Genomic DNA, 15676 nt, shown 5'->3' on the forward strand with positions numbered 1-15676 from the left:
CTGTCGTTCTTCGGATTACGCGCCCAACGCTACCATACGGTCTTTGTTCCCAAAGTTGACCTGCAACTATCCCAATTGCGCCGCAGCCGAGGCAGTTCAGATCAGCGGGCGCTTGCGATCCTCGTCAGGCGTCGCCCCTGCCATTTTCATCAAGCCGTGGAAGTCGCTCACTTCGCACGCGCCTCCGTGCCAAACGATGAGCCCGCGCACGGAAAGTTTCCGCAGCGTCTTGTTCGTGTGAACAATCGACAACCCAAGTGTGTCGGCTACCAGGAGTTGAGTGATGGGTATGCGCGGGCTTTTCTTGCTGACCATGCCGACCGCAAGGGCACGCTGGTAAAGGAATGCAATAAGATAGGCGGCCCGCTCGAGCGCGGTGCGACGTCCAAGGCTTAACAGGTGCGCATCGAGCATTCGTTCTTCGCGTGATGCGAGCCAGGTGACATCGAACCCAAGGCCCGGATGACTGGCGAAGAGGTCGTGTAGCCGGTTACGCTGGAAAACGCAGAGGACAAGATTCGACAACGCCTCGACCGAGTGGTCGAGTTCGCCCATGACCGGACCTTGCAGGCCAACCAAATCCCCGGGCAACAGGTAGTTGAGAACCTGCCGTCGCCCATCCTCGAGGGTCTTGTAGCGGAAGGCCCACCCGGAAAGGACGGTATAGAGCGCGGCGTTGTTCGTGCCTTCGGAAAGGATGCCCGCACCCGCCTCGGCGACCAGCTCGCCCGTTTTGAACGACGAGACGAACTCGAGTTCGGACGGCTCGAACGGGCGAAAATGCGGCGTGATGCGTAATGGGCACTCTTCGCACGGAATGCGCTGGCCATTGCCCAGGATACGCCGGCCATTGCCCAACGAGACTTCGTTCATCGCCCCGATCACCTCACCGGCCGAAAGCGCTCTTTCGGCTCCTCCACGCGGCAGGCGTGGTCCGACACGTCAAAGTTAAATGACAAATCCGTCAGGTACGCCCCTTTTGACCCGCAACAATGGCGGAGCGAAATGCTAGAAGACAAGACCATCCTGATCGTCGAGGGGGAAGTGCTGATTGCGCTCGACATCCAGCGCAACCTGGCCGGTGAGAACGCCCGCAACATCATATTCGCCCGTTCGGCCGGTGAGGTGTCCAAGATCGCCGGGTCCTTACCCGCCGTTGACCTGGCCATCATCGAAATTGCACCAAGCGATTCGGACGGACCAGATCTCGCTCGCAGGCTCGTTGCGCATGGGGTCCCCTGCGTGATGACCAGCACCGAGCTGCAGGCGAACCTTCTTCTGGTGGACCTCGAGCATGTACCGGTGCTGCTCAAGCCTTTCAGCCAAGCGCAGTTTCTGGCCGCCCTTCGGGCCACTCTGGCTAAGACGAGCCTGTCTCAGCTGGAATGAGAATGTGTGGTGACCTGCGCCGAGACCGCGTCGGGACCATAGTCAGCCTCGCCGCTGATCTCGAGAAGTTCCTGCAGGCGCACCCGTGCACGACTGACCCGGCTCTTCATGGTGCCGATGGCGCAATCGCAGATCTCGGCCGCTTCCTCGTAAGAAAACCCGGAAGCACCGATGAGGATGATCGCCTCGCGCTGGTCGGCCGGCAGGGAATCGAGCGCCTTCTTGAAATCCTCGAGGTCCATGGCCCCATATTGGGACGGGTGCACCGAAAGTCGCTCGGTAAAGGCACCCTCGCTGTCCTGAACCTCACGGCCACGTTTGCGCATCTGGCTGTAGAATTCATTGCGCAGGATGGTGAACAGCCAGGCCTTGATGTTGGTGCCCATCTCGAAGCTGTCCTGCTTGGCCCAAGCTTTCATGATGGTGTCCTGCACCAAATCGTCCGCCTTGTCGTGTCGTCCCGTGAGCGACACCGCAAAGGCGCGCAGACTCGGCAGCGTCGCCAGCATTTCCCGTTTGAACGAGGAGTTTTCCGCCATTTTTCGGCTCACTCCTGATCGGACGCGCGCTGTGCCATGCGCTGCGCGGCCTCGGCGCTATCGAGTTTCTCGAGCAGATCGAGCAGGCGCTCCGGCACCACCTCTTCCTGCACCGACCCGTAGAGCGCCCTCAGCCGCGAACCGATTTCGGTATTAGGACCCAATCCTTCGTCCCGCTGGCCAGGGAGGAGCTTTCCCCGCCGCTGGATCATCGTTCTATCCTTTATCATATAAACCTAGCCGTCCCGAACCTACACTTCTTCCGACACAGAATGTCCCAGATAGGGGAAAGTTCCGAACGAAGGGAACTATCGTGAACGTCCTGCCGTTAAAAGTGTTCATGACCGAATATGCGTCTCAGGGGAGTCCTTCATGACATTGTCCACGCGGATCGCTCCGCATCTGCCTTACTTGCGCCGTTTTGCCCGCGCGGCTACCGGTTCGCAGAATTCGGGTGACGCCTATGTCGCGGCCACCCTTGAAGCCTTGATCGCCGACGTCTCCCTGTTCCCGGAAGCCTCGAACGACAGGATCGCTCTTTATAAACTCTTTTCGGCTCTGTTCTCGTCTTCGGCGGTCGACGCCCCGGCGGCACTCTCGAGCCTCGGCTGGGAGCAGCAGGCGGCCAGCAACCTCGCCAATCTCGCACCAAGACCGCGCCAGGCCTTCCTGCTGGTGGCCGTGGAAGGGTTCTCACCGAGCCAGGCCGCCGAGGTACTCGATTTGACTGAAGACGAATTCTCCGGACTTCTCGAAGAGGCTTCAGTCGAGATTTCCCGGCAGGTGGCCACCGAGATCATGATCATCGAGGACGAGCCGCTGATCGCCATGGACATCGAGCAGCTCGTCGAGGGTCTGGGACACAAGGTGGTGAGCATCGCACGTACGCATAAGGAAGCGGTCAGCCTCTTCACCAAAACCCAGCCTAAGATGATCCTTGCCGATATCCAGCTTGCTGACGGCAGCTCGGGCATCGATGCGGTCAACGACATCCTCAATTTCCACTCGGTGCCGGTAATCTTCATCACCGCCTTCCCCGAGCGACTGTTGACCGGCGAGCGGCCCGAGCCGACCTTCCTCGTCACCAAGCCGTTCAATCCGGATATGGTCAAGGCCCTGATCAGCCAAGCCCTGTTCTTCAACGAGGGGTCGCGGGCGGCAGCCTGACGTCTCCATCAGCGAATCTGAAAAAGGCCGGAGCGCTCCGGCCTTTTCCTGTTCGGGCAGGAACCCGCGCCGCCACCACCCGTTTAGCCACAAGGCAAATGTAAGGAGGCACCGATGCTTTACTATGCCCTCGTGTTTCTCGTCATCGCCCTCATCGCCGGTGTGCTCGGGTTCGGCGGCATTGCCGGCGCTTCGGCTGGCATTGCGCAGATCCTGTTCTTCCTGTTCCTCGCGTTCCTCGTCATCTCGCTCATCGTTGGCCTGATCCGCCGCACCTGACTCTAGCCTTGAGGCCGCCAGACGAAACGCCCCGCCGGACCGGCGGGGCGTTTCGTTTGATCGGGCGGGGATGCCTGCTCAGTTGCGCGAGAGCCAATCGTCGATTTCGCGGTCGGCCTCTTCCTCGGCCTTGCCGTAACGCTCCTGAAGTTTGCCGGCCAACTGCTTGCGATTCCCCTCGATCATGTCGAGATCGTCGTCGGTCAGCTTACCCCACTGAGTCTGAACCTTGCCCTTCAATTGCGTCCAGTTGCCTTCAACCTGGTTCCAGTTCATGTCTCTTCTCCATTGATTCGCAGAAATCCGCCGCATGACGGTGATGGTTGAAAAACGCCCGCAGGCACGCGCGGTTCCTCGCCATTACCTATGACGCTTGCGTCATTTCGCTTGCCAATGGAGAACTTTTGCATTTGTTTGAGGCGACTGAAGTTGCCCGCACAACCAAGAGGCAACGACCAGAAGGAAACGTCCGCCGGTTGGCGGTAAACAGGTGATGATGTCGCAAGCCCAAGCCGTCGAGACCGCGGCCACGCCGGTCGTGGAGATCAGGGACCTGCACAAGTCCTTCGGAGCGCTCGAAGTCCTCAAGGGTGTTTCCTTCTCGGCAGCCGAAGGAGAAGTCATTTCGCTGATCGGCTCATCCGGTTCCGGCAAATCGACGCTTCTGCGCTGCATCAACATGCTCGAGGTGCCCGATTCCGGCGCGGTCTTCATCGACGGCGAGGAGATCCGCCTGCGTGGCCAGCCGCCGCATCGGGCGATCGCCGACGAACGGCAGATCCGCCACATCCGCTCCGAGCTCGGCATGGTCTTCCAGTCGTTCAACCTGTGGACGCACCTTTCCGTCCTCGACAATGTCATGGAAGCGCCGCTCCATGTGCAGAAGCGCCCACGCGCCGAAGTCGAGGCCGAGGCGCGGGCGCTGCTCGAGAAGGTCGGTATCGGCGCCAAGGCGGACAGTTACCCCGCCCAGCTTTCGGGCGGCCAGCAGCAACGCGCCGCTATCGCCCGCGCGCTCTGCATCCGTCCGCGTGTGATGCTGTTTGACGAACCGACGTCGGCGCTCGATCCAGAGCTCGAGGTCGAAGTCCTGCGTGTGATCAAGCTCCTGGCCGACGAGGGACGCACCATGATCCTCGTTACCCACGACATGGACTTCGCCCGCACGGTATCGGACCGGGTGATCTTCCTGCACCAGGGCCTCGTCGAGGAAGAGGGAACGCCAGAGGAGGTGTTCGGGGCCACCAGATCGGCGCGGCTGCGCCAGTTCCTCAGCGCCGGCGACCACCGCTGACCCGAACGATCAACGACAACAAGGAGACGACAATCATGAAGAAACTCATTCTCGCGACTGCGGCCTTCGCGGCCCTGTCGATGGGCGCCAATGCCCAGGAGACCGTGCGCATCGCCACTGAAGGCGCCTATGCGCCTTGGAATTTCCTCAACGATGCGGGCGAGCCGGCCGGCTACGAGATCGACCTCGCCAACGCCATCTGCGAAGAGGCCGGCATCACCTGCGAGATCGTCATCAACGACTGGGATTCGATCATCCCGAACCTGCTCGCGGGCAATTACGATGTGATCATGGCCGGCATGTCGATTACCGATGAGCGGCTTGAGACCATCGACTTCTCCGACAACTATTTCCCGCCCGATCCCTCCAAGTTCGTCGCCAATGCCGGCGCGGACCTCGATTTCTCCGACCTTTCGGGCGCGCGCGTGGGCGTTCAGGGCGCGACCATCCAGGCGGCATGGGCCGAAGAGAACCTGGGTGACGACAATACCATCGTCGCGTTCGCGACCGCCGACCAGGCCATGGCCGACCTTGCCGCCGGCAACCTCGACACCATCCTTGCCGACGGCGCCTACCTCCAGCCGGTGGTCGATGCTTCGAACGGGGCCATCGAGTTCGTCGGTGAGGAGGTGATGATCGGTAACGGCGTCGGCGCCGGTATTCGCAAGGGCGATGCCGAACTGCTCGAAACCTGGAATACCTCTCTTGCCGCGCTCAAGGCCGATGGCACGGTCGATGCACTGATCGCGCAGTGGTTCGACGGCGCTGGCCCGTTCTTTACCGAATAAATCCGAAGGGCCGGGGCGGCCACCGTCCCGGCCTTGCCTGAAAGGTGCCGATGCTCGACCTGCTGCCAGAATGGATGCGCGATGGGCTCGGCGACGATGCTGCGTTCTGGATCGGCTATCTGACCAATGGCAAGCACCTCGCCTGGTATGCGAGCTTCCAGTTCACCATCTTCGCTGCGCTGATAGGCGGCGCCCTCGCCCTCGTTTTCGGCCTGGTCGGCGCGAGCCTCAAGAACGCGCGTTTCCTGCCGCTGCGCGCCGTGGGTGACTTCTACTCGGCGATCGTGCGCGGCGTGCCGGACGTGCTCTTCTTCCTCTTCTTCCCCCTGGCCTTCGAACAGACCGTCGAATGGTTCGTTTCGAGCCGCGTGTGCACGCCCGACAGCATCGCGGCGAGCGTTGCTCCGTGGCCGCCGTGCCCGCAGGCCAACTGGTTCCTTGGCACCACCGAATACCTGCTGCTCGCCAGTGTCTCGCTCGGCCTCGTCTACGGCGCCTTCGCCACCAACGTCATCCACGGGGCCATGCGCGCCGTGCCGCAAGGACAGCTGGAAGCGGCCCGCGCCTACGGCTTTTCGGCCGCTCAGGTGCGCTGGCGCTTCCAGATCCGCCAGATGTGGGTCTATGCCCTGCCCGGGCTCTCCAATGTCTGGCTGCTGCTGGTCAAGGCAACCTCGCTGCTGTCGCTCCTGCAGATCGCCGATATCGTGCTATGGGCAGACCGGCTGGGCGCCCCCAACTTCCTGCCTGCGGTCGGCCTCGTCCACCCCGACTGGCGCTGGCGTTATTACCTTGCTCTGCTCGTCTTCTATATCCTTGTCACCTGGCTCTCCGAAAAAGGCTTCGAGGCGCTGATGCGCCGCGCCGGGCGCGGTGTCCTTGCCGAGGTGCGCCGCTAATGGAGGTGATCCTCAATGAAATCCTGCGGTTCGCGCCCGCCGCGCTGTTCAACATCTATTTCGCCGCCGCCTCCATACCGATCGGCTTCGGCCTTGCCATCCTCTTCGCCTTCGGCAAGGGGTCGAAAAACCCGCTGATCTCTGCCGTCTCGCGCGGCTACATCTACGCCTTTCGCGGCTCTCCGCTCTTCATCCAGCTCTTCATGTTCTATTCGCTGGCCCTTTCGATGAATATCTCGACCTGGAAGCCGATGGGCATCGACTGGCTGGTGCTGCACCCCTTGTTCCTCGGCCCCCTGGTGCTGGTGCTCAACACCACCGCCTATACCGCCGAGATCTTCTACGGGGCCCTGCGTGCCGTGCCGCACGGCGAGCTGGAAGCCGCCCGTGCCTACGGCATGGGCCCCTGGCAGCAGTTCCGCTCGGTCACCTGGCCGCACATGATCCGCCTCGCCTGGCCAGCCTATACCAACGAGGTGGTCTTCCTCTTTCATGCGACCGCCATCGTCTACTTCGCCTTGCCCGTCATCGGCGAGCAGAAGGACCTGATGATCCGCGCCAAGGAGGCTTTCGAGCGCGACTTCAACGCCTATCTCCATTTTCCCATCGCCGCGCTCTATTTCCTGGCCGTTTCGCTCGTCGTCTTCTTCGTGTTCGGGCGCATCTATGAGCGGCTCGTACGCCATCTCGAGCGCGCGCCGAAAATCCGCTTTTCCCCCAAATGGCTTCGCTGATCTCAATGACCTTCGAGCAGACGACTTTCGTACTTGCCGGCGATACGCCCGGCTCCGCAACCACCCTCTATTCCTATACCGTCGGTCCGCAGGACGCCCCGGTCAAGGTGCACCTGCAGGCCGCGCTCCATGCCGACGAGCAACCGGGAACCATGGCGCTGCATCATCTTCTGGTGATGTTGCGGGACGCCGATGCGATGGGACAATTGCGCGCCCGCTTTGCCGTCTTCCCCTCGGTCAACCCGCTGGGGCTGGCCAACTGGTCGCTGCGCACGCATCTCGGACGCTACGACAACACGACCGGCGTCAACTACAACCGCCGTTGGCCGGACCTCTATGCCGCAGTTTCGGGCGCAGTCGGGGGCCGGCTCGGCGCCGATCCGCGGGCCAACGTCGCCACATTGCGTCATGCAGTACGCGACTGGATTGACGGACAACGGCCCCGGTCGGCGGCCGAGGAACTGCGGCTCGCCGTGCTGCGCTCGGCGCACGATGCCGACATCATGCTCGACCTCCATTGCGACAACGACAGCCTCAAGCACATTTTCACCTCGCCCGAGCTGATGCCCGGCTTCAGGGATCTCGCCGATTGGATGGGCGCCGCGGCGACGCTGACCGCGGAGGACAGCGGCGGTGGTTCTTTCGACGAAGTCCTGCCACAGCTCTACCGCCAGGCAGCACGAGCCAACCCGGACAAGCCCATTCCGATGGCCGCCGAAACCGCAACCCTCGAATATCGCGGACAAGCCGACGTCTTCGACGAGATGGGGCTGGCGGACGCAAAGGGGCTCTTCGGCTTCTTTGCCGGGAGGGGTCTGATCGACGCCGATCCTGGCCCGCGGCCCGCGTCGGCGCCCGCCGCAACGCCCTTCGAAGCAACCGAAGTGCTGCGCGTCGACCGGCCAGGGCTCCTTGCCTATCGGGTCGAGCTGGGCGAAACCGTCAAGACAGGCCAACCCGTCGCCGATCTCATCGCCATGGATGGGCCACAGGCCTTCATCGCCCGCACGCCCGTCCTTGCCGGCACCGACGGCTTCGTGCTCTCCCGGGCACTCGGCAAATACGTGCCGCGCGGCGGCGCCATTGCCAAGATCGTCGGGACGCAACCTCTGGTGTCCCGGTCAGGCGGTTATCTGTTGGAGGACTGAACCTCAGCTCACGCCGTACTCTCGATGCTCGAGCGCGGTGATGACCCCGCGCAGTTCCGCCAGACCCTTCATCCGCCCGATGGTCGGGTAGCCCGGCTGGGCCCGCCGGTTAAGATCGTCGAGGATGTCCTGCCCGTGGTCGGGGCGCATGGGGATCTGGTGGTCCGCACGGCCGGCTGCCTTGCGGCGCTGTTCCTCACGCACGATCTCGGCGATGAGCGCGACCATGTCGGTATCTCCTGCGAGGTGCTCGGCCTCAAAAAAGGAGCCGGCGATGTCGGCGTCGTCCCGCTTGACGTTGCGCAAATGCAGGAAGTGCACGCGATCGCCCAGGCGCCGCATCATACCCGGCAAATCATTGTCCGGCCGTGCGCCGAGCGAGCCCGAGCAGAGCGTCATGCCGTTGGCGGGGCTGTCGACCGCATCGAGCATCGTCTTGTAATCAGCCTCGGTCGACATGATCCGCGGCAGACCGAGCAGCGCGAACGGCGGATCGTCCGGATGGCAGCAGAGCCTGATGCCGAGCTTCTCGGCGGTCGGCACGACGGCTTCGAGGAAATCGATGAAGTGCCCGCGCAAATGGTCGGGCGAGATGCTGCCATACTCGGCAAGGTGGGCCCTGACGTCATCGAGCGTCATCGACTCGCTCGAACCGGGCAGTCCCATGGTGACGTTGCGTGAAAGCTGCTTTTTCGCATCCTCGTCCATATCGGCGAAGCGACGCCCCGCCTCGTCGGCCACCGCGTTGCTGTAATCGGCCCCCGCCCCTGGGCGCGCGAGAATGTGGATGTCGAAGGCGGCGAAATCGGCAATGTCGAAGCGCATGCACGAACCGCCATTGGGCAGGGCCCAGCGGATATCGGTGCGCGTCCAGTCGAGCACCGGCATGAAATTATAGCAGACCACCTCGATGCCGCTTTCGGCAAGACTGGCCATCGAGACCTTGTAGGCCTCGATATGGGCGTGCCAGTCGCCCTTCTGCTTTTTGACGTCCTCGGAAACCGGCAGGCTCTCGACAACGTCCCAGGTGAGGCCCGAAGGCGAGCCGTCCTTGCGGGTGGCGATCTCACGGTGACGCTTGGCGATTTCCTCGCGCGTCCACACCTGCCCGTTGGGAATGTGGTGCAGCGCGCTGACCACGCCCGTCGCGCCCGCTTGGGTGATGTCGTCGATGCTGGTCAGGTCATGCGGCCCGAACCACCGCCAGGTCTGCTTCACGAGGGCGTCTCCAACTGATCTTGTATGGCAGAACCTTTGCCATAACGGCCGGCGGGCGGGAAGCCCCCGGGACTGTTACCGAAGATCCTTGTCGTAGACGAACTTGGGCATTTCCCAACGGAAGACGAGCGCGGCGACGCGCAGCGGAAAGCCGATGAAAATGGCAACGAGGATAACGAGATCAGCGGGCAGGCCTGCTGTCAGGCCAGCATAATAGAGCGTGCCGGTCACGATCGAGACCGTTGCGTAGAGCTCTCCGGTAAAGACCAGCGGGATGTCATTGCAGAGGACATCGCGCAGAATGCCGCCGGTAATGCCGGTCAGCATGCCGGCGACGATGACGATGATCGGATGGTGCCCCGCCTCGATACCGACATTGCAGCCGATGATGGTGAAGGCAACGAGCCCCACCGCGTCGAGCAGCAGGAACGGCCAGCGCAGCCGGTGCGCGACACGGGCAATCGCGACGGTAAAGAGCGCCGCCGCGCACACGATCAGCAGGAGATAAGGGTTCAGGACCCAGGTCAGCGGATAGTGGTCGAGCAGGATGTCGCGCGTCGTGCCGCCGCCGAGCGCGGTGACGCTGGCAATGAGACAGACGCCGAACCAGTCCATGTTGCGCCGCCCGGCAGCCAGCGCCGCCGTCATAGCCTCGACGGTGATGCCGATATAGAAGATGACAGTCAGCAACATTGCCTGCCTATTCCGGGATGTTGATGGCGCGTACGAGCCAGTAGACGGCCTCGCAGGACCTGTCGGTGCAATAGGCGCTCATCCAAACCTCCCCGTCGCCGAACATCACCCCGTCGCCGTTGACGAAGAGATCGGCATAGGCCTGATCCGTGACCGCCGCCTCCACCGGGTCGGTGACGATCTCGTCATAGCGTTCGACGAATTCGGCCTCTTCCTCTATGACGATCCGGCGCCCGTCGATGACGACGTCGAGCGGATAGTCGACGAGCGAGGCGACGGTCTCGGCGTCATGCCCGGCAATTGCATGCTGCAGCACCTCGAAGGCAACCTCGAACGCGTCGGCGTCGCCGAGCAGCGCTTCGATGTGCTCGTTGACCTCGGCAACGCCTTGCGCCGCCACTGAAGACAGCATCGTGCAAAGGCCAACGCCCGCGAGCAGGGACGACCTTGCCAACCAACCCATGATGTTCCCGCGCATTGCCGTCAAAACCGGTTTGCCCCCAAGCCGTTTATATCGCTCAATACAAAGCGTTACAGCTTCGCCGTGATCACTCGGTTAAGATCGGGAGGGAAAGCCGTGCGCAAGCCGACAAGCGTGAGATCGCTGGAAACGTTCGGGCGGGTGCGCCTGTCGAAGAGCTTTTTCATGCGCGACTTCCTCTATTCGGAAATCTCGGCGATACATGCCATCCCCAACCTTCCCGACGATCCCGACCTTGCCATCGCCGCCGGCCGCAGGCTGTGCGACGAATTGCTGGAACCGCTCCAGGAGCGGTTCGGGCGCATCTCCGTCCGCTCCTCCTATCGCTCGCCGGCGGTCAACCGCTTCGGCAACGAGAACAAGCTGAACTGCGGCAGCAACGAGAGCAACTATGCCGTGCATATCTGGGACCGGCGCGATGCGGCCGGCAATATGGGCGCCACCGCCTGCATCGTCGTCAACAGCTTCATCGCCTACTACGAGCGCACCGGTCACTGGGAGGCCCTCGCCTGGTGGGTGCACGACCACCTGCCCTATGACCACATGCAGTTCTTCCCGCACTATGCCGCCTTCAATCTCGGCTGGCGCGACACACCCAGGCGCGGCATCTACAGCTACATTCCGCCACGCCGCGGATGGCTGACCAAACGCGGCATGGCCAATGCCGACGGCGATCACAGCGCCGAGTATGCCGAGATGCTGCGCGAGATCGAGTGCGCCCGAGCCTGAAACCTACCCGTGCGCGGCGCGACTGTCCTGCGGCGCCTGACCGCGCTCATGGAGCCCGTAGTCGCGTACGACCGCCGCCACCCGCAGCCTATAGTGTCGAAAGAGCCCCAAACGCCCCTTCGCCTGCGTGACGCGATGCACCGGATGGTTGCGCCAGGCTTTGACCGCCGCTTCGTCGCGCCAGAAAGAGAGCGAAAGCAGCTTCTCCGGCTCGGTGAGGCTCTGGAAACGCTCGGCGCAGATGAAGCCGTCCATCTCCTGAAGATCTGCCGCCAGAGCGCCGGCGTAGTCGAGATAGTGGCCCATCTTCCCCTCGGCCGGCACGACCTCGAAGATAACCGCGATCATGGCCGCACCGGCTTGGCGTGCGGCGCCGAAACCAGACGGAGGAAAATGCGATCCTCCCGACGGATGAATTTTTCCTGTCGCGCGAAGGTAAAGTTCTCCCTCCCCAACGGATCCTCACGCAACCGCGCGCGATAGGCTTCATAGGCCGAAAGACTCTCGATGTTGTAGATGCCGTAGGCTGTCGTTGCCGAGCCCTCGTGCGGAGCGAAATAACCGATGAGGTCGGCGCCGCAGCGCGGGATCGCCTCGCCCCAGTTGCGGGCGTAGTGTTCGAAGGCGTCGACGCGATCGGGTTCGATGTCATAGCGGATGAAGCAGGTGAGCATGGTCGTTCTCCAGGTCTCGACGCCCCGGTTCTAGCCCATTGCGATGCAATCATGCTTCGGCTACGGTCGAACTATGAAAGACGGCCCTGTCATTGCCCAGGTCGCATCCCTGATCGGCGATCCTGCCCGCGCCAATATGCTCGAGGCGCTGATGGACGGTCGCGCGCTGACCGCTGCGGAACTGGCAGCTATCGCCGGCGTGACGGCACAGACTGCCAGCAGCCATCTCGCCCGGCTCGAAACAGCCAGGCTCCTGACGGCGCGCAAGCAGGGCAGGCACCGTTATTTTGCCTTGTCAGGCACGGATGTCGCCGAGGCACTCGAAGCTTTGATGGGCCTCGCCCAACGCACCGGCGCCACGCGCGTTCGCACCGGACCGCGCGATCCGGCGCTGCGCATGGCGCGCATCTGCTACGACCACCTGGCGGGCGAACGCGGCATTGAACTCCTCGAAGGGCTGAAGAGTCGTGGACTGGTCGCGGGCGACGCCGGCCTCGGACTGACGCCGCAGGGCCGCGAGACCTTTACTCGCTTCGGCATCGATCTTGAAGCCATCGGCGCGACCCGCCGCCCGCTCTGCCGCGCATGCCTCGACTGGAGCGAGCGGCGCAGCCATCTCGCCGGCGCGCTCGGCGCCGCACTCCTCACCGCAATGATCGACAGGGGCTGGGTGAAGCGCGAAGCGGGCCGCGTGCTCACTTTCACCCGGCCGGGTCTTGCCTCGTTCCGGGAGACCTTCGGCACCGAGACCTGACTAGTTTCCGTTCAGGTCGGCGCAAGCAACCAGACCATGAGGAAAACCGCCGATAACCACCGATCGCCTACACCACCTCCAAGGACACGACCTAGTCTTTCCGTCGTGGGCTGGGACGAGGAAGGTTCGCAAATATCTTGAACTTGCTGATGACGAATGCCGCCTATGGCAATAAACGGGCGCATCAGGTGGCGATTGAGGTTGGTGCAGATGTATGTCGGGCGGATTGTAGGGGTGGGGCGTACCCGTAAGGGAGAGCTCGTGGCTGCCTATAGGGTTTCAAGCCGATCATTTCCGAACCGAATTGCGCAGAGAACAGGCCAGGCCGTACAGATAGTTGCTCGGCCTGGCAGTGCGGATGCTGTGTCCGACAGCCCCTATATTGCTTATGAGTGCGTGCTCTGGAACGAACGATATTCTGTAGTCAGCAACGGAACTCATACGCGGCCGATTTATGAGCGGCTGAAATCGGGCAACGACCCCCGAGACGCGATTCTCAGTGTTCTGATAGGCCTCGACCGAGAATTCGACCAGTATGACACTCCACGTATTTGCGGACTGATAGACCGTGCTGAAAATAGGCTCTGGTTAGGTAGTGTGACCGCGACCAGCTTGGTGGTGATGCCGGTTGAGGCTTCCAGTGGCCAAATGGCTTCCATCACCACCTACGAATTCCCGCTTCCGCAAAAGGGGCAGATAGATCCCGACTTCAATGAAACCAAGGCGATTGACGTTTGCCATCACATCACCGCTTCCTCAGTATTTTCAGATTTCGAAAAACCGATTTGCGCGGCGGCTTCCGTAGCAACGAGCGCGGGCGTCGAGGTTGCAACACTCAATGTCTCAGCTTGATGCGGACCTGGAGCTCGTGGATGTCGCTGCCCAGGACCTATGAGAGACGTTGATCTCCGGTGCACTTGTCGATCGGAACAATTGCCCAGCTGTGGGCGGAAAGGTGACGATGGCACCGGTCTTGACGTCGAAGGAGCTGGTAGAGGGCGCGCGCCGGGAAATTGTCGCCCACGTCGCAGAGGAAAAGCAGGCGGGACGGGTACCGTGCATGGCGGTGGTCGTGGCAACCGACGACAGTGCCGCATTGTCATACGCCCGCGTCAAGGACCGGATCGCCAAGGAGCTCGGCATCGAGGTTCGGATCGAAGTTCTTGATGCATCGACGACCCAGGCGGCCCTCAATCAGCGGATGGAGGCATTGTCGAACGATCCCATGGTCCACGGCGTCCTGCTCGAGCTGCCGCTGAGGCGCGGTCTCGATGCAAACATTGCGATCAACTGCCTCGCCCCCCAGAAGGACATCGATGGGCTGAGCGATTTCAACGTCGCGCGGGTCGCCGTAGGAAATGAGGAGGTTGCGATCGCGCCCGCAACGCCGCAAGCCTGCATCGCACCTGCCGAAAGTGAAACCAAGGTTGCAGGAAAGCTCGTCACCGTCATCGGACGCGGACGCACCGTGGGAAGGCCCCTCGCGCATATGCTGATCAACCGCGGAGCCACGGTCATCCACTGTCATTCCGGCACATCCGATTTGCCGTCGCTCACCAGCCAGTGCGACATCCTGTTCACGGCCACCGGTCGAGCTGGCCTTGTTGGTGCCGCGCATGTGAGGGCGGGCCAGGTCGTAGTCGACGCCGGGACAGACTACAGCTCCGGCAAAGTGCTCGGTGACGTGGACGCCGAGGCTGTGGGCCACGTGGTTAAGGCCTACACCCCTGTCCCGGGCGGTGTCGGCCCGCTGACCACGGTGTTTCTCTTCAAGAACCTGTTGAAGGCGATTGCCCTTCAGACCGGGAGCGAGCAGTGACAATCTGGAATACGTCGTTGGCTGATTTCGCCGATGAGGTCGCAAGCAGCAGTCCAACACCCGGCGGCGGCTCGGTGTCGCTGGTGGCGGGAGTCCTTGGTGCCGGGCTGGTCGCGATGGCCATCAACGTATCCCTGAAAGGCAAGGCTGGAGCCGCTCACGGGGCCGTGCTCGGCGAGTCACTGGGCACGATCGAGGCGCTTCGCCGCAAGCTCGCGGACCTGGCCGACGCCGACATTGCCGGGTTCAGCCAATTCATGGCTGCGTACCGATTGCCAATGCAAGACGATGTCCAGAAGTCGACCAGGGATCGGGCTTTGGCTGCAGCCGCCGCAGCGGCCTGCAATGTTCCCCTCGACGCCGGAGAGGTTGTGGTCCAGGCCTTGCATCTTGCCCACGACGTCAAGCCGCTGGTCAGCAAGATGATCGTCAGCGATGTCGAGGCCGGCATGCAGCTGCTGCGCTCCGCCGGGCTTGCTGTCTTGCTCAATGTCGACGCTAATCTAACCTGGCTGCCCATCGAACAGCGCGATACTGTTGTGGCACGAGCCACGCAGCTCAGAGATGCGATCCGCGCTTCGGAGGCAGGCAGCTAGGGTCAGGACCAACTAGAGAAAATCAGCCCGGTGCGGCATGAAGACGTCGATGAGCCGGCCGGCCTCGAGCGCGACCACTCCGTGCTCGAGCCCCGAAGGCACGATGAAGCTGCCGCCCTTGTCGACCACCTGCGTTTTGCCGTCGATCGTCACCTCGAACCGACCTTCGGCGACGTAACTCACCTGCACATGCGGATGCGAATGCAGGGCGCCGACCGCGCCCTTGTCGAATCCGAACTCGACCTGCATCAGGTCGGGAGTGTGGATCAGCACCCGGCGGCGGTTGCCATTGCCGAGATCGGTCCAGGGCGTCTCACCCGGCTGAGCAACGAGCTTTGCGGTGGCCATATATTCTCTCCCTGATGGCGCTATGGGCCGATGCCGGTAGCACATCGCAGGCGCGGTGGCGAGCCCGCCCTGCCCTGCCATCCGATCAAAACGCGCCTGCTTGCCAAGGCCCGGCGAACATGGTGGA

Annotated in this window: 23 protein-coding genes; 13 read left to right on the forward strand and 10 right to left on the reverse strand. The window is 62.6% G+C overall.

Annotated elements, in window-relative coordinates:
* Positions 1 to 96 precede the first annotated feature (96 nt).
* Entirely contained in the window at positions 97 to 873 is a 777-nt protein-coding gene (locus QQK18_RS14950) for a Crp/Fnr family transcriptional regulator (protein ID WP_284341155.1), read from the reverse strand.
* A 132-nt stretch (positions 874 to 1005) separates the two neighbouring features.
* On the opposite strand from QQK18_RS14950, the gene QQK18_RS14955 reads away from it, so the two are divergent.
* Positions 1006 to 1389, forward strand: coding sequence for a response regulator (locus QQK18_RS14955; protein WP_284341156.1), 384 nt, complete (start codon positions 1006 to 1008; stop codon positions 1387 to 1389).
* On the opposite strand, the gene QQK18_RS14960 is transcribed toward QQK18_RS14955, so the two are convergent.
* Positions 1377 to 1928, reverse strand: coding sequence for an RNA polymerase sigma factor (locus QQK18_RS14960; RefSeq protein WP_284341157.1), 552 nt, complete (start codon positions 1926 to 1928; stop codon positions 1377 to 1379). The genes QQK18_RS14955 and QQK18_RS14960 overlap by 13 nt on opposite strands.
* Before the next feature lie 8 nt (positions 1929 to 1936).
* Positions 1937 to 2140: a NepR family anti-sigma factor gene (locus tag QQK18_RS14965; protein ID WP_284341158.1), complete on the reverse strand. Its 204-nt coding sequence runs from the start codon at positions 2138 to 2140 to the stop codon at positions 1937 to 1939.
* Between the two features lie 160 nt (positions 2141 to 2300).
* On the opposite strand from QQK18_RS14965, the gene QQK18_RS14970 reads away from it, so the two are divergent.
* Both QQK18_RS14970 and QQK18_RS14975 read left to right on the forward strand, forming a co-directional pair.
* The gene (locus tag QQK18_RS14970; protein ID WP_284341159.1) at positions 2301 to 3095 is read left to right on the forward strand and encodes a response regulator; all 795 of its coding nucleotides are present in this window, start codon (positions 2301 to 2303) and stop codon (positions 3093 to 3095) included.
* Between the two features lie 114 nt (positions 3096 to 3209).
* A complete protein-coding gene (locus tag QQK18_RS14975; RefSeq protein ID WP_284341160.1) occupies positions 3210 to 3374 on the forward strand; it encodes a DUF1328 domain-containing protein in 165 nt (54 codons plus the stop codon).
* A 78-nt stretch (positions 3375 to 3452) separates the two neighbouring features.
* Here QQK18_RS14975 and QQK18_RS14980 read toward each other — a convergent pair whose 3' ends face one another.
* Positions 3453 to 3650 carry a CsbD family protein gene (locus QQK18_RS14980; protein WP_284341161.1) on the reverse strand — a complete coding sequence of 66 codons (198 nt, stop codon included), beginning with the start codon at positions 3648 to 3650 and terminating at the stop codon, positions 3453 to 3455.
* 220 nt (positions 3651 to 3870) lie between these two features.
* On the opposite strand from QQK18_RS14980, the gene QQK18_RS14985 reads away from it, so the two are divergent.
* From QQK18_RS14985 to QQK18_RS15005, 5 genes are read left to right on the forward strand one after another with little or no spacing between them, the layout of a single operon-like run.
* Entirely contained in the window at positions 3871 to 4668 is a 798-nt protein-coding gene (locus QQK18_RS14985) for an ABC transporter ATP-binding protein (protein WP_284341162.1), read from the forward strand.
* 35 nt (positions 4669 to 4703) lie between these two features.
* Positions 4704 to 5456: a transporter substrate-binding domain-containing protein gene (locus QQK18_RS14990; RefSeq protein ID WP_284341163.1), complete on the forward strand. Its 753-nt coding sequence runs from the start codon at positions 4704 to 4706 to the stop codon at positions 5454 to 5456.
* 50 nt (positions 5457 to 5506) lie between these two features.
* Positions 5507 to 6355 carry an ABC transporter permease subunit gene (locus QQK18_RS14995; protein WP_284341164.1) on the forward strand — a complete coding sequence of 283 codons (849 nt, stop codon included), beginning with the start codon at positions 5507 to 5509 and terminating at the stop codon, positions 6353 to 6355.
* A complete protein-coding gene (locus QQK18_RS15000; protein ID WP_284341165.1) occupies positions 6355 to 7089 on the forward strand; it encodes an ABC transporter permease in 735 nt (244 codons plus the stop codon). Before QQK18_RS14995 ends, QQK18_RS15000 begins: the two co-directional genes overlap by 1 nt.
* Positions 7077 to 8237, forward strand: coding sequence for a succinylglutamate desuccinylase/aspartoacylase family protein (locus QQK18_RS15005; protein ID WP_284341166.1), 1161 nt, complete (start codon positions 7077 to 7079; stop codon positions 8235 to 8237). The genes QQK18_RS15000 and QQK18_RS15005 overlap by 13 nt, the downstream gene beginning before the upstream one ends.
* A gap of 3 nt (positions 8238 to 8240) precedes the next feature.
* Here QQK18_RS15005 and uxuA read toward each other — a convergent pair whose 3' ends face one another.
* The 3 genes from uxuA to QQK18_RS15020 all read right to left on the reverse strand — a co-directional run bounded on the left by uxuA (position 8241) and on the right by QQK18_RS15020 (position 10611).
* A complete protein-coding gene (gene uxuA, locus QQK18_RS15010) occupies positions 8241 to 9455 on the reverse strand; it encodes a mannonate dehydratase (RefSeq protein WP_284341167.1) in 1215 nt (404 codons plus the stop codon).
* Between the two features lie 75 nt (positions 9456 to 9530).
* Entirely contained in the window at positions 9531 to 10148 is a 618-nt protein-coding gene (locus QQK18_RS15015) for a trimeric intracellular cation channel family protein (RefSeq protein WP_284341168.1), read from the reverse strand.
* A gap of 7 nt (positions 10149 to 10155) precedes the next feature.
* Complete coding sequence (locus tag QQK18_RS15020) at positions 10156 to 10611, reverse strand: hypothetical protein (RefSeq protein ID WP_284341169.1); 456 nt, start codon at positions 10609 to 10611, stop codon at positions 10156 to 10158.
* A gap of 114 nt (positions 10612 to 10725) precedes the next feature.
* Between QQK18_RS15020 and QQK18_RS15025 the strand changes: the two genes are divergently transcribed.
* Complete coding sequence (locus QQK18_RS15025) at positions 10726 to 11358, forward strand: hypothetical protein (RefSeq protein ID WP_284341170.1); 633 nt, start codon at positions 10726 to 10728, stop codon at positions 11356 to 11358.
* Between the two features lie 3 nt (positions 11359 to 11361).
* Here QQK18_RS15025 and QQK18_RS15030 read toward each other — a convergent pair whose 3' ends face one another.
* A complete protein-coding gene (locus QQK18_RS15030) occupies positions 11362 to 11706 on the reverse strand; it encodes an antibiotic biosynthesis monooxygenase family protein (RefSeq protein ID WP_284341171.1) in 345 nt (114 codons plus the stop codon).
* Positions 11703 to 12032 (reverse strand): NIPSNAP family protein, encoded by a 330-nt coding sequence (locus QQK18_RS15035; RefSeq protein WP_284341172.1) that lies wholly within the window; start codon positions 12030 to 12032, stop codon positions 11703 to 11705. The genes QQK18_RS15030 and QQK18_RS15035 overlap by 4 nt, the downstream gene beginning before the upstream one ends.
* Before the next feature lie 73 nt (positions 12033 to 12105).
* Between QQK18_RS15035 and QQK18_RS15040 the strand changes: the two genes are divergently transcribed.
* From QQK18_RS15040 to QQK18_RS15055, 4 genes are all read left to right on the forward strand, one after another.
* Positions 12106 to 12786 carry an ArsR/SmtB family transcription factor gene (locus QQK18_RS15040; RefSeq protein ID WP_284341173.1) on the forward strand — a complete coding sequence of 227 codons (681 nt, stop codon included), beginning with the start codon at positions 12106 to 12108 and terminating at the stop codon, positions 12784 to 12786.
* A 210-nt stretch (positions 12787 to 12996) separates the two neighbouring features.
* Positions 12997 to 13638, forward strand: coding sequence for an IMP cyclohydrolase (locus QQK18_RS15045; protein WP_284341263.1), 642 nt, complete (start codon positions 12997 to 12999; stop codon positions 13636 to 13638).
* A gap of 109 nt (positions 13639 to 13747) precedes the next feature.
* A complete protein-coding gene (locus tag QQK18_RS15050; RefSeq protein WP_284341264.1) occupies positions 13748 to 14605 on the forward strand; it encodes a bifunctional 5,10-methylenetetrahydrofolate dehydrogenase/5,10-methenyltetrahydrofolate cyclohydrolase in 858 nt (285 codons plus the stop codon).
* A 17-nt stretch (positions 14606 to 14622) separates the two neighbouring features.
* A complete protein-coding gene (locus tag QQK18_RS15055; RefSeq protein WP_284341174.1) occupies positions 14623 to 15201 on the forward strand; it encodes a cyclodeaminase/cyclohydrolase family protein in 579 nt (192 codons plus the stop codon).
* A gap of 12 nt (positions 15202 to 15213) precedes the next feature.
* Here QQK18_RS15055 and QQK18_RS15060 read toward each other — a convergent pair whose 3' ends face one another.
* Positions 15214 to 15549 carry a cupin domain-containing protein gene (locus QQK18_RS15060; protein WP_284341175.1) on the reverse strand — a complete coding sequence of 112 codons (336 nt, stop codon included), beginning with the start codon at positions 15547 to 15549 and terminating at the stop codon, positions 15214 to 15216.
* Positions 15550 to 15676 lie beyond the last annotated feature (127 nt).

This window comes from Devosia nitrariae (assembly GCF_030160115.1).
Classification (GTDB): Bacteria; Pseudomonadota; Alphaproteobacteria; order Rhizobiales; family Devosiaceae; genus Devosia; species Devosia nitrariae.